Here is a 25,681-nt window from a genome sequence, read left to right on the forward strand (position 1 = left end):
GTCAGCGTATCATGAAGCTGCTGGACAGGCGGTTTTCCGCAGGATTTATTAATGGAAGAATTGGGCGTTAAATGAAACTATTTACTTAATTTTGTGTTCTACTCTACAATGTTAGTAGATTAAATGTTTCATTCTTTAAACCTTCACCATTATGTCACTTCGATTAGGAGATATCGCACCGGATTTTGAAGCAAATACCACGCAAGGCCCTATTAAATTCCACGAATGGCTGGGAGATAAATGGGGATTGCTGTTCTCTCACCCCGCTGACTTTACTCCCGTTTGTACAACCGAATTAGGGAAGACAGCGCTTTTGAAAGGTGAGTTTGAGAAACGTAATGTAAAAGTGCTCGCCGTGAGCGTGGATGACCTGGATTCGCACAACCGCTGGATTCCGGATATCAATGAAGTCAATAATGCGGAAGTGAACTTCCCGATCATCGCCGACGAAGACCGCAAAGTGGCTTATCTCTACGATATGATCCACCCGAACGCAAGCGAAAAAGCGACCGTTCGCTCGGTATTTGTGATCGGACCGGACAAGAAGATCAAACTTACGCTGACTTACCCGGCATCCACCGGTCGTAATTTCAATGAGATCCTGCGCGTGATCGACTCGCTGCAACTGACTGCCAACTATTCCGTAGCGACACCAGCCGACTGGAAAGACGGCGAGGACGTGATCGTGGTACCGGCCGTAAGCACGGAAGATGCCCAGAAGAAATTCACCAAAGGCCTGAACATCGTGAAGCCTTACTTGCGTTACACACCACAGCCGAATAAGTAAGGCGCATTTCGTGCATAAAAAAGCGGATGCTCTTCGTCAGGGCATCCGCTTTTTTGTCATTATATATTTGCAATAATCGGCCGTCAGCGGTCACGCCTCCCCTTCACTCGCCACAACTTCCTCCGGCACGATCATCTCCTCGCCGTAATACGTCATATGCCGCGCGCCCTGGTAGTAGAACCAGATGGAGAGCGACATCGGGATATGCGCAATGTCGTTGTAATTAAACCAATCGCCGAAGCTGAATTTCAATGCATGGAAACCTGCCGCGATGGCGCCCATCAAGGTAGCCAGGAAGATATTTTTGCTGCCGGGGTCCTTCCGCTTTTTGTACACATAAATCTCGATCGTGAAAAGCATGAGGAAAAGCCCGTAGAATGCGTGCACTTCCACGACGCGAAAGTCGAGGGTAATGAATGTCAGTACGAAGAAGACGGTGAGTTCCACGTAGTTTAACCAGCCCAGGATGAGGCCGTTGCGGCGTTGCAGGAGCGGCTTGATGTGCCAGATGGCAGCCCGCTCGAACAATGCTACGGCGATCATGCTTGCAAACCAGCCGGGTATCTTGCCCACTTTACCGGTCATATACAGAAAGCCGTGCCCTAATATCCCGCCAATGGCCGTGGCGATGGCCATAAACAGAAAGAAATACTGGATCTGCTTGTACATGCGGTGCGCGCGCCCGAGTCGGTTGAGGTGGATAAACGCGTAAATGCACACGGCGGTCATCACCAGGCTCGACAGTACCGTCGAGGGCTCCATAATGGTAATTCCGAATAGTTTTATCTGGTGGACTTTGCTGAAATCTATGACGACGTCATTCATGAACGGAAGAGTATGTTAGTGCAAAAGTAAGCTTGTCTTCCCGCTTCACCAAAATTGTACCACATACGCTCCCGCAAGCCGGACGCCCGGCAGCATGGCCTGTCATTTCTGATTTGGTATCCCGAAAACGGCTGTTCGCAGATGAAATCGGGGTAGCTATCTATTATCAAATAATAAATATAAAGTATGTTTTTCCTTTGTATCGGGAATTGCATTAAAGTAGGACAGCAGCGAAAGCACCCTCTTGATTTAACTTATGGAAACCATGAACAATCCATTGCTATCAGTCGTCAGAATATTCGTTTTGACCTTATTTCTGGCCATAACGGCCACATTTACCTTCGCTCAGGCACCGGCGCAGGGTAATTCTAAAATTTCCGGAATTGTGCTGGATTCAGCCGCGGCAAAAGGCGTGGAGTTTGCCAGTGTTGCATTATTCAATGTTGCTGAAAACAAGCCCATTGACGGTACCACTGCCGACGAGATGGGTAAGTTCGCTATTTCCAAAGTGGCGCCGGGTTCTTACCGGTTGCTGATCTCGTTCATCGGCTATAAGGACAAATCGGTGGATGTGAAGGTGGAGAAGGGCAAGGATGTGGAGCTGGGTTCCATTCAGCTGGCTTCCAGCGTGCAGAATTTGCAGGAAGTGACCATTACCGGTGAGAAATCGCTGGTAGAGGAAAAGGTGGACAGGCTCGTTTTCAATGCGGAAAAGGACATTACTTCCAAAGGCGGCGACGCTTCGGACCTGCTGCGGAAGGTACCGATGCTGTCGGTGGACCTGGACGGTAACGTGTCGCTTCGGGGTAGCTCGAACATCCGCGTGCTGATCAACAACAAGCCTTCGACCATTATCGCCAGCAATGTGGCCGATGCTTTGAAGCAAATCCCGGCGGATATGATCAAATCGGTGGAAGTTATTACGTCTCCCTCAGCGAAATACGATGCGGAAGGATCGGGCGGGATCATCAATATCATTACCAAAAAGAACAATTTGCAGGGCCTGACGCTCAATATCGACTCGGGCGTGGGTAACCGCGGCTCCAACCTCGGCCTGAACGGCAGCTACCGCAAAGGCAAAATGGGTTTCACACTGGGCGGTTTCGGTCGCGCATTCTATAACAAGGCAACCTCCGTGCTCGACCAGACGACCTATTCCGGCGGCAGTTCTTTCCTGACCAACCAGAGCTCGACCGCCAATGACCGCGGGCTGTTTGGCCAGTATTCGCTGGGCTGGGACTATGATTTGGGTAAAAACCAGGCACTATCGGCCGGTCTGCGCTATGGAACGCGGAATTTTATCCAGAAGCAGGACCTGACGATCAATCAATACGAAAACAGCACGCTCAGCAACAGCTCATTGCGCAAGGTAGACCGCAAGGACCTTTCGGGAACGGTGGATTTCAATATCGATTACATCCGCACTTTTAAACCACAGCAGGAATGGAGCATTTCGACGCTGTACAGCCGTACGGGTTTGACCAACAACTTCAACACCGACATGCTGAACGAATCGGGCGCGGTGGATAGCCGGTTGAAAAACGAGAACAAAAACCAGAACTCCGAGCTGACCCTTCAAACCGACTATCAGACGCCGCTGGGCAAAAACCAGTTGCTCGAATTCGGTGCGAAAGGCATTTTCCGGACGGTGGACAGCGACTATAAATACCTGACAGCGGGAGAATCGGGTGACTTTGTATTGAGCACAACCAATCCGGCCGGTGCTTTGAATTACAAGCAGAATGTGGCGGCGGGATATGTTTCCTACACGCTTTCGACCCAGAATAAATATACCTTCAAATTGGGTACGCGTTACGAATATACCGGTATTACCGCCGATCTGGGAGACCAGAAGGTGATCGATATTCCTAATTACAGCAATCTGGTGCCGAGCATCAACGTTTCGAAGGCGCTTTCGGGGAGTACTACTTTGAAAGCGGCCTATAACCGGCGCATGCAACGCCCGGGTATCCAGCAGCTGAACCCGAACGTGAACCTGTCGAACCCGCAGAGTATCAGCACCGGTAACCCGGCATTGAGCCCCGAACTGACCGACAATTTCGAGTTGGCATTGAGTACCAATATCAAGAAGACTTACATTAATGCTTCGATATTTGCCCGCCAGACCAATAATTCCATCACGCAGGTGCGCATGGCCGTGGATACGCTGCAAGGCGCGATCGTGACGACGTACGAGAACATCGGCAAGCAGCAAGCTTACGGCGCGAACATATTTGCGAACGTGTACCTCACGCCGAAATGGACATTGAACGGCAGCATCGACATGTTGCATTCTTACCTGGAAGGCCAAACGACGAGCCTGGAAGGCACTTCGGTGGGTATCAGCAACTCCGGGTTCAATTTCGGGGGCCGGCTGATGTCGCAGATATCTCTGCAGAATGGCTGGGGGGTGCAGGCATTCGGATTCTATCGTGGGAAGGAAATCCAGTTGCAGGGAACGCGCACGGGCTTCTACCTATATTCACTAGGGTTCAAAAAGGATTTTGCCAACAAAAAGGGTAGCGTTGGTTTCGCCGCGGAAAATTTCCTGACGAAAGGCGTGCGCTTCACGTCCGACCTGACGTCGCCGCAATTCGTACAAACCGGCGCTACACAGCTTTACAACCGCAATTTCAAGATTACTTTCAGCTATTCGATCGGAAAAATGAGTTTCGATTCGGCAAAGAAAAAGACCAAGTCGGTTAACAATACGGATGTTGTAGGAGGCGGCGGCCAGCAAAACTAGCTTTTCTGTTAGCTGTCGCAGCAGCGCAGGGGCGATACGCCTCTGCGCTTTTTTTGTGTGTACATTGTAAAACAGATATTACCACGCACAGATTTTCGTTAATATAGAAAGATATTTTTGTATTTTGTAAATACATTGATACATTGGGAAAGTTAATTTTCAACCGGTGAGATCGTTGCCATGAAGTGGTCGTTTGTTATTCAGCAGAAGTTGAAAGCTGCGTTTTTGTTGGGAGGGATCATGGTGTTGATCATTGGCGGTACGATGCTGTCGCGGTACAATGTGCAGGACATCGATCAATGCTTCTCATCCATTTACAAGGACCGGCTCGTCCCTGCGACGACAATCCTGTACCTGACCGAAAACCTGTACCGGAAGCGTCTGTCGCTCGAAACGTACCTTTTTTCCGAAAAGCGGGAATCGCCCGCACGCGTGAAGGCGCAGTTGCAGGCGTACGACCGCAGCATCGATTCGCTGATCCATTCATTTGAAAAGACGTACCTGGTGGACCAGGAGGCGAAAAGTTTACATGCATTTAAAAGTCAGACGGCCCAGTATGCGCGGCTGGAAGGCCACGTGCTCGCATTGTGCGCGAATGGCTTGGCAGGAGATGCCCGGGAGATGTTTTCGGCGCCGGGAGCGGCCACGTTTGAGAGCACGATTTTGAACCTGAACGAGCTGGCAGGTATTCAGTCGACGATCGGGAAGGACCTGATGAGGGCTTCGAAGGTGAATGTGGCCAGTTTCAGCATTATATCGTTTTTACAGATCGCCCTGGCGATTATTACCGGCCTGGTTGTGATCGTGCTGATCCGCAACTCGCAGATCATCCAGAAACCCGGCCCGGACAGAAAGAAAAGCCAATATTTTAACCTAAACTGATAAAAGGAACGCTCAAAAAATAAAAGGTCGGGGTTTCCCGACCTTTTATTTTGAATGGCTGCCGGGTAGTTACTGGTTCACCTTACGTCCTTTCAGCGTTTCGCGCTGGTTCTTCACTTGTTTCAGCAGGTCCTTTTTCACAAAAAGTCGGGCGCCGTTTCCGCTTTGCAGGTCGAATGTACGCTCCTTGTAATCGAATTTGTTGTTCGGGAGTACATCGAGGAAGTAATTCTGACCGCTGAGGTTAAATTTCATCCCTTTGGTATCCTGCTGGGTATCGTCCCACGAAACGTTGATGGTACCGTCGCTGCTACTCAATGCGACGCCGGGTGTGAACGGGAGCACGTTGATCGTCTGAATGCTCTTTCCGTTGCTCATCGTGATCTGGCCTTCCGGGTTAACCTTGATATCGTTCGGGTCGGTCACCTCACGGCGGATGTTGATCGACTTGTCGTTGAAAAACTGAACTTTCGTGAGGGAAATATTGGCAGCTTCGAGGTCGCGACGGAGATCTTCGGTAAATACGGTGTAATTCGAGAGGGGAACGGAGTTCATGGTGGTGCAGGCCGAGAACCCGCTCAATAAGATGACTCCTGCAAATAGTTTCTTAATCAGATTCATGTCAGAAAATTGGTGTTCAGCAGAACAGGTTTGGTGATTTTAGTTGAGTTGTTTACCGGTCGCAATATTAGTAAAAAAGCCTTTCAGATACCAATTGATTGATCGTTCGTACCACGTGCTCATGCAGTACTGACAATGTGGCAGCCGGGAGGCGTTTTGATTGTTATTGGAACGCATATTTCTGGCGCGTATTGCAAAGCGGAAATACATTATTACAATATAAAACAAACGATCATACAACTATGGAATCAGTGATTCAGGAAAAAGGGAATTTGAGCATTCACACCGAGAACATCTTTCCGATCATCAAAAAATTCCTTTATTCGGACCACGAAATTTTTCTCAGAGAGTTAGTTTCCAATGCGGTAGACGCGTCGCAAAAGATCAAAAAGCTGGCTTCCTATGGCGAATACAACGGCGAGCTGGGCGATCTGAAAGTGGTTGTCAAGCTGGATAAGGATGCCAAAACGATCACGATCAGTGACAATGGTATCGGCATGACAGCCGAGGAGATCAAGAAATACATCAACCAGATCGCATTCTCAGGCGCTACCGAGTTTGTAGAGCAATATAAGGACAAGGGAGAAGGCGATAAGGGCATTATCGGTCACTTTGGTCTGGGTTTCTACTCGGCTTACATGGTGGCGGAGAATGTAGAAATCATTACCAAATCCTACAAGGAAGGTGCAGAGGCCGTTCGCTGGGAATGCGACGGTTCGACGGAGTTTGAAATTTCCCCGATCGAAAAAGCGGAGCGCGGTACCGACATTATCCTGCACATCGCGGCCGATTCGGAAGAATTCCTGGATGAGCACCGCCTTCGCGGCATTTTGGAAAAATATGGCAAATTCCTGCCGATCGAAATCGAGTTTGAAGATAAGGTAATCAACAATCCGAGCCCGATCTGGACCAAGAGCCCTGCGGATTTGACGGACGAGGATTACCTGGCATTCTACAAAGAGCTATATCCATTCGGAGAAGACCCGCTTTTCTGGATCCATTTGAATGTGGATTATCCATTCAACCTGACGGGCGTACTGTACTTCCCGAAATTACGCAACGATTTCCAGGGCCAGCGCGAAAAAATTCAGCTTTACAGCCGCCAGGTATTCATTACCGACGAAGTCAAGGATATCGTTCCCGACTTCCTGCAACTGCTTCACGGTGTGATCGACTCGCCGGACATTCCGTTGAACGTATCCCGCAGCTACCTGCAAGCGGATGGTAATGTGAAGAAAATCAATGGCTACATTACCCGCAAAGTGGCTGATAAGCTGCTCGAAATCTTCAAAAACGACCGTGAAGGATTCGAAAAGAAATTCGATGACATCGGTTTGTTCGTGAAATACGGCATTATCAGCGACGATAAATTCTATGACAAAGCGAAGGATTTCTGTTTGCTGAAAAACACCGAGGGCAAATTCTTCACATTCGAGGAATACCGCGAGCACATTAAAGAAAACCAGACCGATAAAAACGATTCGCTCGTGTGGCTTTACACGACCGACGAGAAGAAACAGGACGCATTTATCCAGTCGGCGAAGAAACGCAGCTATGACGTGCTGGTAATGAACACCGTGATCGATTCGCACTTCATCAATGCATTGGAGCAGAAGCTGGAAAAGATCAGCGTGAAGCGCGTGGATGCCGATACGCTCGACAAACTGGTTGAGAAAGAAGTGAAACTGGAAAGCATTCTTTCTTCCGACGATCAGGAGAAGGTGAAGAAGGTTTTCGAAGGCGTTTCGGAAAGCAAAACGGCCCACATTACCGTGGAAGCGATGCCGGTGGACGAATTGCCCGTAGTGATCACATTCCCCGAGTTCATGCGCCGCATGACGGACATGCAGGCATCGTCGGGCCAGCGTTCGATGTTCGGCGATATGCCTTTGATGTACACGGTTTCACTGAACTCGAACCACCCGCTGATCGGCAAAATCGCCGGTTCGGACAGTGAAGACGACCAAAAGGCGCTCGCGAAACAGCTGTATGATCTCGCATTGCTTTCACAGGGATTGCTTTCAGGCAACGACCTGACGCGCTTTATCCAGCGCACGGTAAGCACGCTGTAACAGCGCATTGCAGATACGAAAAAAGCCGCTTCAACAGCGGCTTTTTTTATTGCCTTCCTGAAATCAGCTTCAATTTTAACTTTTCCAGTTCTTCCCATTTCTGTTGTTTGGCCAATGCGGCCTGCTCCGGCCAGCTGGATGGGTCGTGCAGCTGATAGCGCGGACCTGCTTTTTTGAGGTAGCCTGCCGTGCGCAATACGGGTGTTTCTATGAGCTGCTCGTAGGTATGGATGCCTGCATTGTTCAGTATTTCCTCGATTTTCGGTCCGATTCCTTCAATGATTTTGAGGTCGTCGGGCGCGTGATCGGGGCTGATGTTGGGGTAAACGGTTTTGGAAGCGTTGGTAGCAATCGGGTAATCCACTGTGGTGTTCGTTAAAGTCCGGTATTGAGCGAGTTCGTATTTTTTCTCTTCAATTAATTCCTGCAAGTTATGGATTCTCCGGTTGATAATCACTTTGGCCAGTATCCAACCGAGCGCGGTGGCGCTGATCAGCAGCAGCGCTATTTCCGCTACCGCCACCGGGAGGCTGTCGAGATCGATGGTTAATGGCCCTAGTTTCATTGTTTGGATTGATAATAGTCCAGTTCGCGATCGATCCGATTGAGTTTGTACCGCAAATCCCTCGTCTTCCCGATTTCGTAAGTAGTACCCAGTACAAACCCGAGCACCAATGCGACGGACAACATAACGGTATGCTGCCCCAGATGCGTGAGCTGAATATGGTAGGCCGGAAACCCGATGTCTTTGAGCGTGAAATGCAGCTGCCCATGCTGTGCGGGCAGCTCGGGGAGCAGCGCCTGTGAATTGAAGAACATATCGCAGTACTGCTCGATTTTGCAGACATGCCAATAAATGGAACCTGCTATCCAAAATCCCAGGAAGGTCCACCAGAGTGCCTTACTATTGAACATGCGGAACGGAAGTTTGACGGTAGGGAATGTGTGTTTTATTTACCTAAAGATAGGATTCCGCCGGACAAGATGCAATAGGGGAGCCATGAACGTAAAAAAGCCCGGGCTGTCGTCCGGGCTTTCTTATTTATCGGTTCATCGAGATCAGGAACTCTTCGTTGTTCCTTGTCCCTTTCATATGTTCGAGCAGGAAATCCATCGATTCCATGGCATTCATATCGGACATGTGCTTGCGGAGTATCCATACTTTTTTGAGCGTTTCCTTGTCGAGCAGCAGGTCCTCGCGGCGTGTACCGGAAGCCATGACATCGATGGCCGGGAATACGCGTTTGTTGGACAGTTTGCGGTCGAGCTGCAATTCCATGTTACCGGTACCTTTGAATTCTTCGAAGATCACCTCGTCCATTTTAGAACCGGTGTCGATCAATGCGGTTGCGATAATGGTCAGTGAGCCGCCGTTTTCCACATTCCTTGCCGCACCGAAGAAACGTTTCGGTTTGTGCAATGCATTGGCATCCACACCACCGGAAAGAATTTTACCGGACGACGGAACGACCGTGTTATACGCACGCGCCAGACGCGTAATGGAATCGAGCAAAATCACAACATCGTGACCGCATTCCACCATTCTTTTGGCTTTTTCCAAAACGATGCTCGCTACTTTCACGTGGCGGTCGGCCTGCTCGTCGAACGTAGAGGCGATAACCTCCGCACGTACGCTCCGCTGCATATCCGTTACCTCTTCCGGGCGTTCGTCGATCAGGAGGATCAGCAGGAACACTTCGGGGTGGTTGCGGGTAATGGCGTTGGCGATTTCTTTCAAAAGCACCGTTTTACCGGTTTTGGGCTGTGCCACGATCATCCCGCGCTGTCCTTTACCGATCGGCGCGAACAGGTCGAGAATACGGGTTGAATATTGTTCCGGGCGCGAGCTCAGGCGCAGGCATTCGTCCGGGAACAACGGGGTAAGGTATTCAAATGGGATACGGTCGCGGATTTCTTCGGTTGTCTTACCATTTACCGTCTCCACACGCAGGAGTGCAAAGTATTTTTCTCCTTCTTTCGGCGGACGGATCTGGCCTTTCACGGTGTCGCCCGTTTTCAGGCCGAACAATTTGATCTGCGAAGGCGACACGTAAATATCGTCCGGGCTTGCCAGGTAGTTGTAATCCGCAGACCGAAGGAAGCCGTAGCCGCCGTCTTGCATGATTTCCAGCACACCTTCGTTGACGATCAGGCCGTCGAATTCGCGTACGTAATTGTTGTAGTTGCGTTTAATCTTGGAAGAAGGGTCCTCGCGCTGCGGCTGCGGCTGCTGATTTCTGTCCTGGCCTTCGTTCGGCTGGCGGAATGGACGTTCCTCACGCGGCTGCGCTGCCGGTTCCTGAGGCAATGCAGCCGGTTTTTCCTCCTGCACTTCTTCTGCCGCTGCTGCTTCGGGTTCCGTTTCAGGTTCGGAGGCGGCGATGATTTCTTCGCGGCCGAGATCGTTGAGGGTATCATTATCCTCGTCGATTTCAAGCGATGTATCTATATTTTTCGGGCGCTCTTCCTGACGTTTCGAAAAAGGATTATCGAACAATGGCGCAGAAGAGGCGGCGGATTGGTTGTTGTCTTTTTTATTACGGGCAGGGCGGTTATTGCCTCCCTTGTTATTCACCGGTACGGCTACGGGCGTAGCCTCGACAGGCCTTCTGGCTCGTTTTTTCTTTGGCTCGCCATCACCGGCGAAACCTTCGGCAACGGGAGCTTCCACGGCCACGGGCTCGGCAACGGGTGCTTCCTGCCGGGACGCAATCCGGTTAACTAGTTCTTTTTTGGGAAGTTTGGCAAAATCGGGTATTCCCAGAGCGCCCGCTATTTCTCGTAGCTCTGATAGAAGCTTAATGTTTAAATCATCAATTGTAGGCATACAGAAAATGGAAAGTAAAGGGTCACTTTACCAATTGGACAATAAGATTGTGAATATAATTGGATGGAAACAGGACAACGCGCCCTGCGGTCACGTGATGGTCATTGATAGGTTAAATAAGCATTTGTTGTGAAAGTCCGCGCGAAAGACTTTACTCTGCAAAACTTTGATGGATCAATCTGAAAAATTGTAACTGGTACAAACAGGAAGTATTGACAATAAATCGGCAGATTGTTGAATCTCGATAACGTTGAGATAGGATGTTAGCGCGAGATGTAATTTGGATTTAAAAGTCGATACTGACTTGGATGGACGAAAGTAAATATATCTGGTTTAATTTCCAAATGTTTAGCTTAAAAACCGTGCCAATGGGGCATTTATTGCTTTTTACTGACAAAAAATTCGGGACTAACGTACCATCCTGCTGACTTTACGGCTGTTACTTCCGGAAAGCCTTAGTTTTTGTGAGCGGAAAATCGGAATTTTGCCGGACTATGAATATTGTTGTGGATTCGGGGAATACCTTTTCGAAGATCGGATGGTTCGAGGGGGAAAAACTTATACGCTATACGACGCACCTGGAATTCCCGGAACTCATCCGGCACATCAGGGCGGAACTGCCGGAATACCTGTTCTTTTCATCCGTCGGCAGGACGCAGGAAGAGTTCCAGAATGCATTGAATGAACCGGTAACGATCATCGGTCTCACACCTGACACCCCGCTTCCGATCGGCAAGGATTACGACACCCCGCAAACCCTCGGCGCCGACCGCATTGCAGCAGCAGCGGGCGCCAATTTCCTTTTTCCCGACGAAGATCTGGTTGTGATCGATATGGGAACCTGCATTACCTACGACCTCATCGACCGCAATGCCGTATTTCAGGGCGGATTAATTTCCCCCGGCGTGCGGATGCGATTCAATGCAATGCACACGTTTACTAAAAGACTTCCACTTTTTGAGCCTGAACAAGAGCCGGAATTAATCGGAAAAAGCACCCGTCAGGCTATGCAAAGCGGTGTGATGAATGGCACACTTGCTGAAATCGAAGGAATTATTGAACGGTACCGTCACAAATACCCGTCTTTACGCGTAGTATTATGCGGTGGGGACGCGGCTTTTTTTGAAAGTAACTTGAAACCACCCATCTTTGCGGTGCCAGAACTGGTTTTAATAGGATTGAACAGAATTTTAACATATAATGTCTCTTTACAGTAGAATAGGAATAGTCACGCTTGCCATTGCACTCGGTTCGAGTTGTACAAATCTTGCAACAAAACTGCAAGCACAAGGATTGGGCAATTCTCCGTATTCATCTCTTGGCATGGGGGAGTTTTACGGGGATGCATATTCCGATAATACTGCCATGGGAGGCTCCGGCGTCAGTACCGGAGGCGGATTTCAGATCAATAATCTCAACCCGGCCCTTTGGGTACGCAACCGGTTTACCACGCTCGACGTCGGTTTGATCGGCCAATATAAGAACATCGCTGCCGGTAACCTCAACCAGAAAAATGCCGGTGGTAACCTCGCTTACCTGTCGCTTTCCTTCCCGGTGACGCCGCGGTGGGTGATCGGCGCGAACCTCAAACCATACAGCTTCATCGATTACGAAAATACCTTCACGCGGCCGGTTGCAGGCTCCCCGGGCATTGCCGAGTATACCGTGGCAGGCAAGGGCGGGGTCAACAAGGCCTCTGTCGTGAATTCGTTTCAAATCGGGCGCTATGTGAGCCTGGGGCTCGAAAGCAGCTACTTCTTCGGCAACGTACGCCGGTCGTCCGATGTATCACTTTCGGTCAACGGTATTCAATCCGATTACCTGGTGAGTCTCAATGAGCGCAACACCTATTCCGATGTCGCATTCCGTGCCGGTGGTGCCGTTCGCATTCCACTGAAAAAAGAGAACAAACTGAACCTGAACATCGGAGGTGCGTATAGTTTCAGCACTTCGTTGAATGCCACCAAAACCACGTCATTCGAATTGACGCAAGGCTCTTTCCCCGTTGCCGCGCCGGATACGCTGGAAAACAACCTCGGCGGTTCCATGAAAGTGCCTGAACAATACCAGGTCGGAGCGAGCCTCGAATGGCCGTTTAAACTGACTCTATCGGCCGATTTCAGCCACCAGACGTGGTCGCAGTACCGCGGCTTCGGCAATGTGAACGAAAGCCTGAGAGACGTGAACCGTATTCACATCGGCGCCGAATACCTTCCGAAATTTACGTCATTGAACTATTTCAGCATCGTGCGCTATCGCCTTGGTTTCAGCACGGGTAACACGCCTTACACGGTAGGCACGACCAAGATTAATGATACCAACGTCAGCCTCGGCTTTACATTCCCGATGGGTCGCGGCTATGCCAACTTCCTATCTGTGGCGCTGGTAGGCGGGCAGAGAGGTACAAACTCAGGCGGCGCAATCCGCGAACGTTACGGACGCATGGTGGTCGGCATTACCCTGTTGGAAAGATGGTTTGAGAAGAGACGCATTGACTAAACGCAGTTTTGCCATGAAGCAGCGTATTCATAAATTCCTGTTCAAAGGAGATAGTTCACTATCTCCTTTTTGTGTACTTGTACTTTTTTCGTTGCTATTTGTCGCTTGTGAGTCCAAAAAGGACAAAATAGGCGCTGTTTACAACGGCCCGCTGGAAATCGTCAATGATCTGGTGGTCAAATACAGTGAGCAGGGGAATATGAAGGTTTATGTCAAAACCCCAAAATCACTGACCTACCAAAACGAAAGCCGCGTTTTTCCGGACTCAGTCAATATCAGTTTCTTCGATTCACTGGGAACGGTGGTCACTACGTTACGCTCCGATTCGGGGCGTTACGACCGTAATGCGGACGTCTACATTGTAAAGGGAAATGTGCGAGTGATCAAATCGGAAACGCGGGAAATACTCACTACCTCCGAACTTAGTTGGAGCCCCGGAACGCGCAAGGTGTTTACCGACAAGGCATTATCAGTTAAAAATACCGTTACTTCCGAAATTACCAATGCGATCGGTATGGACGCAGAGCAGGATTTCTCCCGCATTAAATTCAGGAAGGCGACCGGTATTTACAAGTTTACAGGGCCTTAATCGGGTTTGCATGAAGCCAAAGCCTGGTGCACGAATTCAATGGGTGTGTAAACGCTGTCTTTCCCCCATTTCATTGATACAAAGCTCACGATTTCCGCGATCTCAATCTCGGTCAATTTGGGGTTCGGCGGCATCGGCCGGCTGAACGGCTTGCCATTCACCATAATGGTATCGCTCATCCCGTACTGGACAATACAGGCGACTCGGGCCTTATCCGCTATGATCGACGAGCCGGCGATGGGCGGGTAGAGGTTACCCATCCCTTTTCCTTCCATTTGGTGACAGTTGGCGCAATGCGTCATGTACAGCTGCTGACCCGTCACAAAATACTGCTCGGTTTTCAGCTCTTCCGAACTCTGGCAGGAAGCCAGGCCCAGCAACAGCAATGCGGCCATTCCGGCGCCCGTGCGAGAGATTACCGCTTTCATTTCTTGTACTCGGCCAGCAGCCGCTCCATGTCGTTGAGCAACTTTTTTGTTCCTTCCTCGGTGGTGCCGTCGTACATGCCGCGCACGTGCTTCTCCTTGTCGACCAGGATGAATGCGCCGCTGTGAATGTAGCCGCCCTGCACGGTAGTATCCTCCTTAGCGGTGGACATATAGTTATTCTGCCCGATTTCGTAAATCCGCGATTTGTCGCCGGTCAGGAACTGCCATTGCTGGCCTTCCACGCCGAGATCTTTGGCGAATTTATTCAATACCTGAGGCGTGTCATGTTCAGGATCAATGGAGTGGGAGAGGATCATTACATCGGGATTGCCTTTGTAAGCCTCATACACTTTGACCATTTGCTTTTTCATGACAGGGCAAATGGTAGGGCAGGTGGTGAAGAAAAAGTCGGTTACGTAAATCTTGTTCTCGACGATTTTCTCCGTAATCGTATCACCGTATTGGTTCACGAATGCGAATTTCGGGATCTTATTATAAATGGTGTCAACGACTTCTTTTCCGTCCACGGTCTTCTTCACCCAGTCACGCTCTCCCAGAATAGGCAGTTTCTTCTCTGAATCGCCGCAGCCGGTTACCGCTGCGAGGCAAGTGGAAACAAATAGGGAGTTGAAAAGAATAGATTTGAATTTTGAGTTCATAAACAGGTTATTCTAAAAAAGTTTTGGCCTCCTGAATGGATTTGAGGGTGGCCTGTTTTACCAGCAAAATCCGCTCCTTCTCCTTTTCGAAGTAAGTAATGGATAGCTTGGGATCGAGCTTTTTGGCAGAATCGCCGCGGTATTGATGCATCCAATCCATCATGAGCTTGTCCGCGTCGATCAGTTTCTGGTTCAGGTCAACGGCTTTGATCCGTTGTTCTGCCATTGTATTGCTGCTCACGCCTACATTTTGCAGGCTATCTATACCCTGGATTTTCTTAGCCAATTGCGATTTCAGGCCTACGATATCTTCCTGCCTGGGCATTACTTCGTCGTGAATGGCGAGAACCTCGGTTTCGAGGCCGGCGATTTTTTCCTGGTCTTTATCCGTTCCACAAGCGTAGAAAAGCGTTGCGATAATCGATAGGAGGATGAGGTTTTTCATAATGAGTTGAGTTAAATGGGTTTGCGTGCGATTACTCCCGCAGGATCATCTCACGCGCATTGTGCAGGACAGCTTCCGACGGATTATGCCCGCCAATCATCTGCGCAATTTCCTGTACGCGTTCGTCAATGGTCAGTTTCTTGATCCTGCTCACGGTTTTATCCGACGAGTGATCTTTATAAACAAAATAGTGCGCGTCGCCGCTGCTGGCGATCTGGTGCAAATGGGTAATGGCGATGATCTGGTGATTATGAGCCATATTCTGCATCATTTTGCCCATTTTCTTCGCGATTTCACCGGATACACCCGTATCGATTTCGTCAAAAATGATGGTCGGCAGTTTACGTTTGTCGGCCAGTATATACTTAATAACCATCATGAGCCGGGAAAATTCCCCGCCGGAGGCAACTAATTTCAATTCTTGCGGCACAATGCCCTTATTTCCACTGAATAGAAAAGTCACCGAATCGATTCCGGTAGGCGAGGGGGACGTTTCGGCGATCTGGATACTCAGCGATGCATTCGGGATGCCCAGTTCAAACAGCCGGTCGAGAATGAGTTTTTCAATGGCTTTGGTCACCTTTTTGCGGCGATCCGAGAGTGATTTCGCGCCGGCGAGCATCTTCTCCATTGTTTGGGTAACCTTTTTTTCGGCCGCTGCCAGGTCTTCGTCCAGGTTCATGACAATGCTCAGCTTGCCCTGCAGCGCTTCTTCGATCGCCAGAAGCTGCTCCACGGCCGGTACCTGGTGTTTTTTCAACAATGAATAAATCAGGTCCAACCGCTCCTGTACCACTTCCGTCCGTGCGGAATCGAGTTCCACATTGCCATTCACCTGATCGATTTCTTCTGCCAAATCGCGTAGCTCGATCAACGCGCTCTGTGCCCGCTGGCGCAGCACGTCGTAGTCGTTTACAAGCCGGGAAGCCTGTGTGAGTGAACCAACGGCGTTTTTCAGTAAGTCAAGTACCGAATTCTCCGGATTATCGAGGTAGGCATGCGCCAATTGCAGTCGTTCCTTGATCTCGACGGCATTTTCGAGAATGGTCAGCTCCTGTTCGAGTTTTTCCTGCTCGTCGGCTTTCAAGCCCGCATTATTCAGTTCCTGGAAAAGAAACTGGTCGTAATCGAATTCCTTGCGGAGCTGGTGTGCCCTATTTTTAAGTTCTTCGGATGCTTTTACGGCTTCACGATAGGCATTGAAGTCGGATTGGTACTTTTTCAGCAGATCGGCATTTTCGGCATACGAATCTACCACGCGCAGCTGAAACTCGTTGTTACCGAGCAATATGGAATCGTGCTGGGAGTGAATGTCCAGCAACTGCATGCCTATTTTGCGTAACGTTTCCAGGTTGACGGGCGTGTCGTTGATGAATGCACGGGACTTACCTGCCGCCGATATTTCACGCCGCACAATGCATTCGTCCGAGAAATCCAGGTTTTCATCTTCGAAGTTGGGCGCCAGATCGTAACCGGCGAGGTTGAATGTGCCTTCGATGACGCACTTTTCGCTGCTATCATAAAGTGACTTGGCATCCGCCCGGTTTCCCAGCAGCAGCCCGATCGCGCCGAGCATAATGGATTTTCCGGCTCCCGTTTCGCCCGTGATAATGTTCAGACCGGGATCGGGCGACATTTCCAGGTGCTTTATCAGCGCGTAGTTTTTGATCAATAAATTAGAAAGCATATCTAATTCAGGCAGCAGATAGCCGGAGATGTAGCAACCTGCCTGTGATGAAGGAAATCAAGATTGTCTCCGGTACGAATATAGCTATGATCTTGCCAATTAGAAAATGCGGCCGGCAGTAACCCGATTTAAATCGTTGGGTGCCGGCTCTTCGGTACAATGCCCCTGGCGTCGTCGTACACCAGTTCATAGAGCTCCGAAAGCGCGATCTGATGCAGGTGGTCGCGGGTGTCTTTCAGCACAATGCCGGTGTTATCCGCAGCTTGCAGGCGGCCGAATAGCGTGTTTCCGTTCGATAGCACGGCATTGATAACGTGTTTTTGTAACTCGGACTGGTTGTCGCGTATTTCGTGTGGCAGTACCCGGATTAATCTTTTACTCATTATAATGAAAGGCTTACATCGACAGCCGCTGGTAGAGTTGAGTTTTCGAAGGGTCGAGGCCAACCAGCAAGGAGTAGGCCTGCGCCCGTTGCTCCGGCAGCCCTTCGATCATAATTTTGTATAATTCATCCGATTTCGCGTCGAAGAACGAGTTGATGACCACGCTTGCCGGACGCAGCTGATTCACTTCTTTCACAGTCGTGAGAAATTCCAGCACTTTCGAACGCGCCTCGGCCGGATTTTGCGTCGCCACGTCCAGGCCCTGGCGGTAATACTTATACAAACCTTCGCGGAATGGCGTAAACTGCTGGCTCTGGAGGTTCTCGATCAGCCAGTACCGGTTTTTGGAATCTCCGTTCGAGTCCCAGCCGCGTTTGTTAGGTGACGAGTTTCTCGCGAGGTTCACAAGGTTAAATGCTTTTTGCACGTATGGCGAGCCGCCCATTTTGCTGAACGAGTCGTAGTCGAATGCCAAAGCGATGTTGGCGTAAAATGCCAGAATGTAAGGGAGCTCCTCGGTATAGCTGTTTTCGTTGAAATACAGCTGCGTAGTCGGCAAATAGTTGAATGTGAAGTTTTTATCTACATAAGTAAAGAGCACGGTCTCGTAAGTAGAGTTGTACACTGGCCGCGAAACGACTAGCTGCGCGTTGCCCTCGTAATTCCCCTGGCTCAACGAGCGCGTCAGGTTCACATTCAGCTTGCATTTGATTTTCTCCTCCTTATTAAACTGATCGTTAGTCCAGCGGGTATTATTGAGAAAATCGTTCATGTAAGTTTGCAGCTGGTTCATCGACTGCGGGTCGGTTTTTTGCTGCGCTACCAACTGCTCGTAATTGAGGTTGACCGTGAACTGAAATTCCTGCGCGAGCGCGGGGTGCCCGAGCGCCGCCAGGAGCAGCGTGAAGGTGAGGATCAATGATTTTATGCTTCGCTCCATTTGGCTAGTACGATATTGAGAATGTCCTGCGCGACAGCCTCTTTGGATTTGAGGTCGAACTGCTGCACGTGTTGCTCCTTGTCAATAACGGTTATTTTGTTGGTATCGTGTGCAAAACCGGCGCCGGGATCGTTCAGTGAATTTAAAACAATATAATCAAAGTTCTTGCGCGTGAGTTTGTCCAGTGCGTGCCCCAGCTCGTTTTCCGTTTCCAGCGCAAAACCGATCGCAAGCTGCCCCGGTTTTTTCAACTGGCCCAGCGTTCCGGCAATGTCTGTCGTTTTGGCAAGATCCAGCGACATGCTCTCTCCCTGCTTTTTGATTTTCTGCTCAGCGACGTGGCGTGGCGTATAGTCGGCTACGGCTGCCGCAAAAATAACGACGTCGTGGCTTTCGAAATGTGCTTGGGTCGCATCGAACATCTGCGCGGCTGTTTCGATGTGAATCGTGGTGATATTCGGGTGCAAGGTTCTCAGTTGCGTAGGCCCGCTCACGAGCGTCACGAGAGCGCCTGCATCTGCAAATGCTTCGGCGATGGCGTAACCCATTTTACCGGAAGACCGGTTGCTGATAAACCGCACCGGATCGATCGGCTCGACGGTGGGGCCGGCTGTGATCAAAACGCGTTTCGCGGCTGCTATCGGGCGATTGCTCACATATGCATTCAGTATTTGTACGATGTTCTCCGGCTCGGCCAGTCGACCGTCGCCGATGAGTCCGCTGGCCAATTCGCCGTGTTCCGGAGAGATGAAATGGTTGCCGTAAGCGGTGAGCATTTCAATATTTCGCCGGGTAGACGGATGCCGGAACATGTCTACATCCATCGCCGGGGCGAAAAAGACCGGGCAGCGTGCCGAAAGGTAAACGGCCGTCAGCAGGTCGTCGCAATGGCCACTGGCACATTTGGAGAGCGTTTTGGCGGTGGCAGGAGCGACCACCATCAGATCAGCCCAGATGCCCAGCTCTACGTGGTTGTTCCATTCACCCGCTTCATTTTTGGTAAATGACGTAAGCACCGGGTTTTTGGATAGGGTGGAGAGGGTTAGCGGCGTAATAAACTCCGTCGCCGATTCGGTCATGACCACCTTCACTTCCGCTTGCGCTTTTACCAGCAATCGTACCAGCAATGCCGATTTGTAAGCGGCAATGCTTCCCGATACGCCCAGCAGTATTTTTTTGCCTTTCAGATTCAATGTGCAGGTCTTTCAATATGGCCCTAGGGCCGGTTCAAGGTGTGTAAATTTACAGAGGAAAATAAAAAGCCCGCCATAAATGTGCTATTCATGGCGGGCTTTTTGAATTACTGCAATATTATTCTTCGCTTGCTTCGCGGTAGCTGTGGTAGGTTTTGCCTTCGATGAACTCGTCGATGGCAATGCTTCCTGCTTTCGGCATACGCTCGTAAAACTTCGAAATCTCAATTTGCTCTCTGTTTTCGAACACTTCTTCGAGGTTATCAACGCCCGAGGCAAATTCGGCGAGCTTGTTGTTGAGCTCTTCCTTCATTTTGCTGGAAATCTGGCGTGCCCTTTTTGAAATGACAGACACGGATTCATACAGGTTACCTGTTACCGCCGCTATCTTGTCTGTATCACGGGTAATGATCGATGGATTCGTTGCCATATTGGTCTGATATAGTTTAAATTCTTAAAACAATGTAAAATATGCCTTACTGCCCGTTGGGAGCACTAACGGCGGGTGTAGTAACCTTTGCCGGTTTGGTGGCCGGGTCGGGTTGTGCTACTTTCAATTTCTGTCTTTCGGCTTCCGCTTTCGCGATTACGTCGATTTGCTTCTGGCTGTCGTCGTACATCTTCTCGGCATCGCGGTTATACTTGCCGGTCGGGTATTTATCTACCAGCTCCTGATAGAACTTCACAACATCCTGGAAACGTTCTTTCTGCTTGTCGCTGAAACTGTTGGCTGCCAGGTTATACTGCGATTCCACTTTGAGGAAAGCCAGCTCTTCGTTGTATTGCGAATCCGGGAAATCTTTCCGGAAATTTTCAATGGAAATAACCGCCGATTTAAGCGACATCGGGTTGAAATCGCTGATCTTGTGGTAAAGCCGTGCACGCTCGTATGCCTTCTTTTCCAGCTTCGACCGCAATTCGAGAATGTACCGGGTACATTCCTCGCGGAACGGGCTATCGGGATAGGTGTTGATGAAATCCTGCATGGCGGAAATGGCCGTAAACGTACTCGTCTGATCGAGGTTGTACGGCGAAGAATCCTTATACAGTGAAAACGCGTGCATATACAACGACTCCTGCGCATAATCACTGCGGGCGTAGGTGTCGTAGAATTTCTTAAACAGGAACTGGCTGGTATTATACTGAGCCTGATGATATTGCGTATAGGCGTAATAGAATTGCGCCAACTCCGACTCGGTGCTTCCTTTCAACAACGGAATCAACTCCTCAAACAACAGTCCTGCTCTGTAATAATCCGCCTTTTTATAGTAGGCCATGGCAGCATCGTATTTCTGCTGATCTGTACCCGTCTTCTGTAACTTGGAGAACTTACTGCAGGAAGTAACAACAAGGATTGCAATGAAAAGCAAGAAATAGCTTGCCGGACTGTTTTTTCGCATATTAGCTGCAAAGGTAATAAAAAAAGCTACATCATCCCTAACGAATGCGTAGCTGATATAGTGTTAAAAGTTAGCCTATTGCTGATGGCGAACGAGCATTTTCTTGGTTGCAACCTTTTTGCCGTCGACCGATAGCTGATAGAAGTAAAGGCCGGTAGCCATGTCCCTGGTATTGACGCGCAGTTTGCGGTCGGCTTTGTTGAGTGTAAATTCCTGAATTTGTGATCCCAGTACATTGTAAAACGTCAGTTTCGCATCCCGCAAACCCGATGAAATCGCGAAATCGATCTCCGCATATTCGCTGGCAGGGTTCGGATAGACGTTCGATACTGAAATTTTGTCATTTACGAACAGCAGTTCTTCCGCCTTGATCTGTGCTTCCAGCGCCGGTGACTTTCTCTCACTGCCTTTTTCTGAAACTTCCACGGTCAGCGCATTATTGTCGGCTGCGTTTGCGGATGAGAAGAGGAACGAAGTGTAGAAACTATTCAGCGCTTTTGGATTTTGCAAAGTCAGCGGCTTGTAGTTGATGCCACTCGAAAAGTTCGAAAATTTGATGTTCTGGGCTGCGGGGGCTTTCTTCTTGCCGGCGATGTTCAGACGGCTGCCCCCAGAGACGCTTTGGGCCTGTAAACCCTGAAAGCTCAGGGCTAAGGCTAACGTGATATATATTAAACGTATAGTTCTTTTCATAGCTGCAATCGGATACTTTTGACTAATGCGTTATGTGTTTTTAGCTGAAAAGTACGCTACAAAAATATAGAGAAATAATTGTATATTCAAAACATATTGTGCGAACGGGTAACTTTATTTTTGTATGGTAAAAAATCGTGCCGACAGCCAGCGGCGGGTACCATTTTGTCACAAATTTTTATTTTCCTTCCAGGTTGCCTGTTCTTTCGTCGGTTTCTCCTTGATACGCCAGTTGAAACCGTCCAGTTGCCGCTCCGCAGGTTTTATTTTCGACGGCGGGATCAGCTTGCCGTCGGGTTTGCCGATGAATGCAATGCGCTGGACCCGGTTATCTTCAAATAGCAGGTTCATCCGCCCGCATTCGACCCTGTTCAGACCGATATTTTTCTGCTTATCATCTACCGCATAGTAGGCACTTTCCCCGTTGCCGTCGACCAGGACTTGTTTTAACTTATTCCCAGCCTGAAAATAGGCGTTGATCGTCCGTCCCTTCACCTGGTTAAACTGCCTGACGAGCGTGTCCTCCGTAATGACAAAAGACTTGCCTTTGAGCAGCATCCGGTTCAATTCGTTGCTCACGAGAAACGCGGTGATCGAATCGGCTTCCATCTGGTAATGCTGGTCGCTCCAGAGGATCGGTTTGCGGAAAAAGCGGATAATGGAATCGGCCGTGTTGTACGTGATCGAATCACATTTTCCCTGAAAATCGGATTTGTAAATGAATACATTCCGGTCTCCGATCAATTTCCGTGTACTGTCGCGCGTGTTCTCGAACGAGTAGAGCGTGTCGGCGCGGATGTACATGGTGTCTTCGGATACGACATTTCGGACGTAGGCATGCCCGAATATTTTCGAGTAACCCTTTGTTTTCCAATAATATCCTTCATCGCCATTCAGGATTGTCCTGTCCTTTTTGGCTATGATAATGACGTTCCCTTTCCCTTTGCCGTCGTTGGTTTTGCCATCCACGACCAGCGAGTCCGCCGTAAGCGTATATGTCTCGTTGTCAACCGTCGTGCGTGTATGAAATGACGACTGCGTTGATTCCGTGTTATACTGCCCTTTGGTCCCGGCCACTGTGCCGTCCTTGTTCACAATTTTGGTCTTTCCATTAAAATAGGACCATTTCGTGATCGAGTTATAAAGCAAAGTGTCGGTTGTGAGCGTGTACTTTTTGTTGACCAGTTTGACACTTTTGTAATAGGTAAATTCCTTGGTGGCTGTATTGTAAAAGCCCTCCTTGCTGGTCAGTACATTTTCTTCGTCGACCGTACGGCCGGGCTGCTTGTAATAGGCAATGCCGTTGGCCATATCGTACTCGATTTTGCGCGTGGTAAGCGTTTTTTTTGTGTCTTTCAAGACCGTTTTCCTACCGCTCACAATCGCCAGGCGGGTGTTGCCGTAATAATGCAGCGTATCGCCCGTCACCGTCACAGTGTCTCCCTGAACGATCCTGACATTACCGAATGCCTCGATCATGTTGGTATTAATATGCTGGATGGCGAGGTTACTGTACAAAAGCGCGCCTTTGTGTTTGAAAACGCCGTTTGTCACGCGCCGCGAATCGTCGCCGGGCTGATTGATAATTTCCAGCTCGTCCGATTTCAGGATCTCGACCAGGTCCTCATTCTGTGCAGGCGTTTGGGCTAATGCTTTCTGTGCGAACAGATAAGGCGAAAAAATCAGTAAGGCAAAGAACGACAGTTGTAATATATTCCTTTCGATATTGATGACGCCGAAAAGTTTAAAAGGGTTGCAGTTTCCCGCACTATTTTTTTTCTTCATGTTGCTTTCTTTCTCTTACCTTTGATCGGTTCCTGTCCCGCACCCATCGGGGAAGAGGTAAATCCATTCTCGTTTACCCAAAAGTACATCAAATACGCTTCGCAGGTTCATGCTGGATTCGTTTTTAACTTTTATTAACCAACATACGCCGGACCTGAAACAACAGCCGACATTGCTGGCCGTGAGCGGCGGCATCGATTCGGTGGTAATGCTGCATCTGTTTCATAATCTGCGACTTCCGGCGGGCGTTGCGCATTGCAATTTTGGTTTGAGAGGCGCAGATTCGGACGGCGACGAAGCCTTCGTCCGGGCGCTTGCGGAACGGTTCGGATTTCCCTTTTTTGTAACCCGGCCGGATGTGAAAAGTTACGCAAAAACCAGGTCGGTTTCTACGCAAATGGCAGCACGTGACTTGCGTTATGAATGGTTTGAAGAGATCCGGAAAGAATCCGGTTATGAATGGGTTGCTACCGCGCACCATGCCAATGATTCGCTGGAAACATTACTGCTTAATCTCGCCCGTGGTACCGGCTTGCCCGGGCTGTGCGGGATCGCGCCTGTGAATGGTCGACTCATCCGCCCGCTGCTTTACGCGAACCGCGCGGAGGTGGGGCAATACGCCGTGGACCATCACATTGACTGGCGGGAGGACATTACCAATGCAAGCGACGATTATGACCGAAACAAGGTCCGACACCATATCGTGCCCGTTTTGGCGGAGCTCAATCCTTCGCTGGAAACTACATTCAACGCATCCGCGGAGAGGCTGCGGGCAGCGAATGCTTTGCTGGATGTGTATTTGCAGGAATGGAAGACACGGGTCGTAGAAAGTAATGGGGGTATCATTCGTATCCCAATCCATGAAATCCGGGATAAAAGTGAGCCAGCCTATCGGCTGTGGACCATTTTGCAGAATTATGGTTTCCAATACAGCCAAATGCGCGGAGTAGTAACGGCTCTCAGCGGAATTTCGGGCAAAACATTTCTCTCGCCTACGCACACCCTGCTCATCGACCGGGAATATTTGAGTCTGAAAGAAGGTACCAAGCCTTTTTCGCCCGACGAGCTGATTATCCACGAGCAGGAGGGGATTTTCGAATGGCAGGGTGCTAAATTTTCATTTCAAAAATCAGCTTTTACAGAGCCGCCCCCATTTTCACCCACTACCATTGCTGTGGACGCCGGTTTGCTCACCTTCCCGCTCACATTAAGGACATGGCAGGAAGGCGATATATTTCAGCCGTTCGGAATGGGAGGGAAGCACAAGAAAGTAAGCGACCTGCTGATCGACCGGAAGGCAGACCGTTTCGAAAAAGGACGGACGGGCATATTGCTGAACGGAAATGGGGAAATCGTTTGGGTAGCCGGCATCCGCGCCGACGAACGCTTCCGCATCACCGAAAATACGGCTGACATATTAATCATCACGCTCAGCAACCTGAGCTGAAAAACAAAAATGGCCAGATTAACAACCTGACCATATTTCACGAATTTCTATCCTAACGTAGACTCGTTAGCTCTATCGGGTGCAAGAACGGGAGGAAAAATGGTGGGAAAAATGATATTTGTCATGTTGTTTGAAGTGATGGGATAATTTGGATCTGACCTTCCCCCATCAAACGAGACAGCTGAAAACTAGAGATTTTCGGTGGGAAAAACAGGTCAAAATTGTAATTTGTCACTATGAAAAAGTCCGCGCGGCGTCCGCGAAATTCACCTAAGCACAAATAGCATTTGCGCTTCGACAATCAGAGACAGGCACCCGAGTCGAGGAGATATGCCGACAGCTGGGAGTTTCCCAAGCCACCTTTTTTAACTGGAACCGCGGCGGCGGACCGCAAAAAGTACGGCGGCATGGGCGTCGCCGAGCTGCGAAAACTTCGACAACTCGAAGAAGAGAACGCTCAGTTGAAGAAACTTGTAGCGGATCTGAGTCTGGACAAGCAGATGCTTCAGGACGTCATTAAAAAAAAGCTGTGAGGCCTGCTTACAAAAAGGAAATGGCCAATTGGCTCATTTCGAATTATCGCGTCTCAATTCAAAGGGCTTGCCGCTGTGTTAAGTTGGTTCGGGCAATGTACTATTATAAATCTCATCGTCGTGACGACACCTTGCTGACGATGCGCATCAAAGAGATCGCAAATGCCAGGGTTCGATACGGGTTTCGAAGGATTTTTGTGCTGTTGAAAAGAGAAGGCTTCGGTGACAAGTGGCCCGCCA

Annotated in this window: 24 protein-coding genes and 1 pseudogene; 9 read left to right on the forward strand and 16 right to left on the reverse strand. The window is 49.6% G+C overall.

Features of this window, described 5'->3' with window-relative positions; genetic code table 11:
* Positions 1–151 precede the first annotated feature (151 nt).
* Positions 152–787: a peroxiredoxin gene (locus H144_RS0113600; protein WP_026350678.1), complete on the forward strand. Its 636-nt coding sequence runs from the start codon at positions 152–154 to the stop codon at positions 785–787.
* Positions 788–877: 90 nt separating this feature from the next.
* Here H144_RS0113600 and H144_RS0113605 read toward each other — a convergent pair whose 3' ends face one another.
* Entirely contained in the window at positions 878–1,612 is a 735-nt protein-coding gene (locus H144_RS0113605) for a DUF6962 family protein (RefSeq protein WP_019942625.1), read from the reverse strand.
* A 256-nt stretch (positions 1,613–1,868) separates the two neighbouring features.
* Here H144_RS0113605 and H144_RS0113610 point away from each other — a divergent pair, with 256 nt between their 5' ends.
* The gene (locus H144_RS0113610; RefSeq protein ID WP_019942626.1) at positions 1,869–4,358 is read left to right on the forward strand and encodes a TonB-dependent receptor; all 2,490 of its coding nucleotides are present in this window, start codon (positions 1,869–1,871) and stop codon (positions 4,356–4,358) included.
* 180 nt (positions 4,359–4,538) lie between these two features.
* Positions 4,539–5,240, forward strand: a complete 702-nt coding sequence (locus H144_RS0113615; RefSeq protein WP_019942627.1) for an MCP four helix bundle domain-containing protein — start codon at positions 4,539–4,541, stop codon at positions 5,238–5,240.
* A 69-nt stretch (positions 5,241–5,309) separates the two neighbouring features.
* Here the strand turns inward: H144_RS0113615 and H144_RS0113620 are convergent, their stop codons facing one another.
* Positions 5,310–5,861: a hypothetical protein gene (locus H144_RS0113620; protein ID WP_019942628.1), complete on the reverse strand. Its 552-nt coding sequence runs from the start codon at positions 5,859–5,861 to the stop codon at positions 5,310–5,312.
* Positions 5,862–6,103: 242 nt separating this feature from the next.
* On the opposite strand from H144_RS0113620, the gene htpG reads away from it, so the two are divergent.
* The gene (htpG, locus tag H144_RS0113625) at positions 6,104–7,933 is read left to right on the forward strand and encodes a molecular chaperone HtpG (RefSeq protein WP_019942629.1); all 1,830 of its coding nucleotides are present in this window, start codon (positions 6,104–6,106) and stop codon (positions 7,931–7,933) included.
* Between the two features lie 46 nt (positions 7,934–7,979).
* Here htpG and H144_RS0113630 read toward each other — a convergent pair whose 3' ends face one another.
* The 3 genes from H144_RS0113630 to rho all read right to left on the reverse strand — a co-directional run bounded on the left by H144_RS0113630 (position 7,980) and on the right by rho (position 10,760).
* On the reverse strand, positions 7,980–8,498 hold the full coding sequence (locus H144_RS0113630; protein WP_019942630.1) for a helix-hairpin-helix domain-containing protein: 519 nt from the start codon (positions 8,496–8,498) through the stop codon (positions 7,980–7,982).
* The gene (locus H144_RS0113635; protein WP_019942631.1) at positions 8,495–8,848 is read right to left on the reverse strand and encodes a hypothetical protein; all 354 of its coding nucleotides are present in this window, start codon (positions 8,846–8,848) and stop codon (positions 8,495–8,497) included. Before H144_RS0113635 ends, H144_RS0113630 begins: the two co-directional genes overlap by 4 nt.
* A gap of 127 nt (positions 8,849–8,975) precedes the next feature.
* On the reverse strand, positions 8,976–10,760 hold the full coding sequence (rho, locus tag H144_RS0113640; RefSeq protein ID WP_026350679.1) for a transcription termination factor Rho: 1,785 nt from the start codon (positions 10,758–10,760) through the stop codon (positions 8,976–8,978).
* A 494-nt stretch (positions 10,761–11,254) separates the two neighbouring features.
* Between rho and H144_RS0113650 the strand changes: the two genes are divergently transcribed.
* The 3 genes from H144_RS0113650 to lptC are packed head-to-tail and all read left to right on the forward strand — an operon-like array spanning position 11,255 to position 13,848.
* Positions 11,255–11,977 (forward strand): type III pantothenate kinase, encoded by a 723-nt coding sequence (locus H144_RS0113650; protein ID WP_019942634.1) that lies wholly within the window; start codon positions 11,255–11,257, stop codon positions 11,975–11,977.
* A complete protein-coding gene (gene bamG / locus H144_RS0113655) occupies positions 11,961–13,259 on the forward strand; it encodes a BamG family beta-barrel-assembly machinery protein (RefSeq protein ID WP_510185777.1) in 1,299 nt (432 codons plus the stop codon). Before H144_RS0113650 ends, bamG begins: the two co-directional genes overlap by 17 nt.
* Positions 13,260–13,272: 13 nt before the next feature.
* Complete coding sequence (lptC, locus tag H144_RS0113660) at positions 13,273–13,848, forward strand: LPS export ABC transporter periplasmic protein LptC (protein WP_229207896.1); 576 nt, start codon at positions 13,273–13,275, stop codon at positions 13,846–13,848.
* On the opposite strand, the gene H144_RS0113665 is transcribed toward lptC, so the two are convergent.
* From H144_RS0113665 to H144_RS0113715, 11 genes are all read right to left on the reverse strand, one after another.
* The gene (locus H144_RS0113665) at positions 13,845–14,276 is read right to left on the reverse strand and encodes a c-type cytochrome (RefSeq protein ID WP_026350680.1); all 432 of its coding nucleotides are present in this window, start codon (positions 14,274–14,276) and stop codon (positions 13,845–13,847) included. The two genes, lptC and H144_RS0113665, sit on opposite strands and share 4 nt — an antisense overlap.
* Positions 14,273–14,935: an SCO family protein gene (locus H144_RS0113670; protein WP_019942638.1), complete on the reverse strand. Its 663-nt coding sequence runs from the start codon at positions 14,933–14,935 to the stop codon at positions 14,273–14,275. The genes H144_RS0113665 and H144_RS0113670 overlap by 4 nt, the downstream gene beginning before the upstream one ends.
* Before the next feature lie 7 nt (positions 14,936–14,942).
* Positions 14,943–15,380: a hypothetical protein gene (locus tag H144_RS0113675; RefSeq protein WP_019942639.1), complete on the reverse strand. Its 438-nt coding sequence runs from the start codon at positions 15,378–15,380 to the stop codon at positions 14,943–14,945.
* 31 nt (positions 15,381–15,411) lie between these two features.
* Positions 15,412–17,067, reverse strand: coding sequence for a DNA repair protein RecN (gene recN, locus H144_RS0113680; RefSeq protein WP_019942640.1), 1,656 nt, complete (start codon positions 17,065–17,067; stop codon positions 15,412–15,414).
* Between the two features lie 128 nt (positions 17,068–17,195).
* A complete protein-coding gene (locus H144_RS0113685; protein WP_019942641.1) occupies positions 17,196–17,450 on the reverse strand; it encodes a hypothetical protein in 255 nt (84 codons plus the stop codon).
* 13 nt (positions 17,451–17,463) lie between these two features.
* A complete protein-coding gene (porD, locus tag H144_RS0113690; RefSeq protein ID WP_019942642.1) occupies positions 17,464–18,390 on the reverse strand; it encodes a type IX secretion system protein PorD in 927 nt (308 codons plus the stop codon).
* Positions 18,375–19,583 (reverse strand): bifunctional phosphopantothenoylcysteine decarboxylase/phosphopantothenate--cysteine ligase CoaBC, encoded by a 1,209-nt coding sequence (coaBC, locus tag H144_RS0113695; protein ID WP_019942643.1) that lies wholly within the window; start codon positions 19,581–19,583, stop codon positions 18,375–18,377. Before coaBC ends, porD begins: the two co-directional genes overlap by 16 nt.
* Before the next feature lie 118 nt (positions 19,584–19,701).
* Positions 19,702–20,013: a DNA-directed RNA polymerase subunit omega gene (locus tag H144_RS0113700; protein ID WP_019942644.1), complete on the reverse strand. Its 312-nt coding sequence runs from the start codon at positions 20,011–20,013 to the stop codon at positions 19,702–19,704.
* A 46-nt stretch (positions 20,014–20,059) separates the two neighbouring features.
* Positions 20,060–20,983, reverse strand: a complete 924-nt coding sequence (locus H144_RS0113705; protein WP_019942645.1) for an outer membrane protein assembly factor BamD — start codon at positions 20,981–20,983, stop codon at positions 20,060–20,062.
* 75 nt (positions 20,984–21,058) lie between these two features.
* Positions 21,059–21,676 carry a T9SS type A sorting domain-containing protein gene (locus tag H144_RS0113710; RefSeq protein ID WP_019942646.1) on the reverse strand — a complete coding sequence of 206 codons (618 nt, stop codon included), beginning with the start codon at positions 21,674–21,676 and terminating at the stop codon, positions 21,059–21,061.
* 168 nt (positions 21,677–21,844) lie between these two features.
* On the reverse strand, positions 21,845–23,461 hold the full coding sequence (locus tag H144_RS0113715) for an OstA-like protein (protein WP_019942647.1): 1,617 nt from the start codon (positions 23,459–23,461) through the stop codon (positions 21,845–21,847).
* A 109-nt stretch (positions 23,462–23,570) separates the two neighbouring features.
* On the opposite strand from H144_RS0113715, the gene tilS reads away from it, so the two are divergent.
* Both tilS and H144_RS34845 read left to right on the forward strand, forming a co-directional pair.
* Positions 23,571–24,908, forward strand: a complete 1,338-nt coding sequence (gene tilS / locus H144_RS0113720) for a tRNA lysidine(34) synthetase TilS (RefSeq protein ID WP_019942648.1) — start codon at positions 23,571–23,573, stop codon at positions 24,906–24,908.
* Positions 24,909–25,188: 280 nt separating this feature from the next.
* Positions 25,189–25,681, forward strand: a pseudogene (locus H144_RS34845) (transposase); the annotation flags it as partial.

Source organism: Dyadobacter beijingensis DSM 21582 (assembly GCF_000382205.1).
Taxonomy (GTDB): Bacteria; Bacteroidota; Bacteroidia; order Cytophagales; family Spirosomataceae; genus Dyadobacter; species Dyadobacter beijingensis.

Coding starts and splice junctions, on each gene's coding strand:
- H144_RS0113600 (WP_026350678.1), top strand. CDS start 152: ATGTCACTTCGATTAGGAGATATCGCACCGGATTTTGAAGCAAATACC.
- H144_RS0113605 (WP_019942625.1), bottom strand. CDS start 1,612: ATGAATGACGTCGTCATAGATTTCAGCAAAGTCCACCAGATAAAACTA.
- H144_RS0113610 (WP_019942626.1), top strand. CDS start 1,869: ATGGAAACCATGAACAATCCATTGCTATCAGTCGTCAGAATATTCGTT.
- H144_RS0113615 (WP_019942627.1), top strand. CDS start 4,539: ATGAAGTGGTCGTTTGTTATTCAGCAGAAGTTGAAAGCTGCGTTTTTG.
- H144_RS0113620 (WP_019942628.1), bottom strand. CDS start 5,861: ATGAATCTGATTAAGAAACTATTTGCAGGAGTCATCTTATTGAGCGGG.
- htpG (WP_019942629.1), top strand. CDS start 6,104: ATGGAATCAGTGATTCAGGAAAAAGGGAATTTGAGCATTCACACCGAG.
- H144_RS0113630 (WP_019942630.1), bottom strand. CDS start 8,498: ATGAAACTAGGGCCATTAACCATCGATCTCGACAGCCTCCCGGTGGCG.
- H144_RS0113635 (WP_019942631.1), bottom strand. CDS start 8,848: ATGTTCAATAGTAAGGCACTCTGGTGGACCTTCCTGGGATTTTGGATA.
- rho (WP_026350679.1), bottom strand. CDS start 10,760: ATGCCTACAATTGATGATTTAAACATTAAGCTTCTATCAGAGCTACGA.
- H144_RS0113650 (WP_019942634.1), top strand. CDS start 11,255: ATGAATATTGTTGTGGATTCGGGGAATACCTTTTCGAAGATCGGATGG.
- bamG (WP_510185777.1), top strand. CDS start 11,961: ATGTCTCTTTACAGTAGAATAGGAATAGTCACGCTTGCCATTGCACTC.
- lptC (WP_229207896.1), top strand. CDS start 13,273: ATGAAGCAGCGTATTCATAAATTCCTGTTCAAAGGAGATAGTTCACTA.
- H144_RS0113665 (WP_026350680.1), bottom strand. CDS start 14,276: ATGAAAGCGGTAATCTCTCGCACGGGCGCCGGAATGGCCGCATTGCTG.
- H144_RS0113670 (WP_019942638.1), bottom strand. CDS start 14,935: ATGAACTCAAAATTCAAATCTATTCTTTTCAACTCCCTATTTGTTTCC.
- H144_RS0113675 (WP_019942639.1), bottom strand. CDS start 15,380: ATGAAAAACCTCATCCTCCTATCGATTATCGCAACGCTTTTCTACGCT.
- recN (WP_019942640.1), bottom strand. CDS start 17,067: ATGCTTTCTAATTTATTGATCAAAAACTACGCGCTGATAAAGCACCTG.
- H144_RS0113685 (WP_019942641.1), bottom strand. CDS start 17,450: ATGAGTAAAAGATTAATCCGGGTACTGCCACACGAAATACGCGACAAC.
- porD (WP_019942642.1), bottom strand. CDS start 18,390: ATGGAGCGAAGCATAAAATCATTGATCCTCACCTTCACGCTGCTCCTG.
- H144_RS0113700 (WP_019942644.1), bottom strand. CDS start 20,013: ATGGCAACGAATCCATCGATCATTACCCGTGATACAGACAAGATAGCG.
- H144_RS0113705 (WP_019942645.1), bottom strand. CDS start 20,983: ATGCGAAAAAACAGTCCGGCAAGCTATTTCTTGCTTTTCATTGCAATC.
- H144_RS0113710 (WP_019942646.1), bottom strand. CDS start 21,676: ATGAAAAGAACTATACGTTTAATATATATCACGTTAGCCTTAGCCCTG.
- H144_RS0113715 (WP_019942647.1), bottom strand. CDS start 23,461: ATGAAGAAAAAAAATAGTGCGGGAAACTGCAACCCTTTTAAACTTTTC.
- tilS (WP_019942648.1), top strand. CDS start 23,571: ATGCTGGATTCGTTTTTAACTTTTATTAACCAACATACGCCGGACCTG.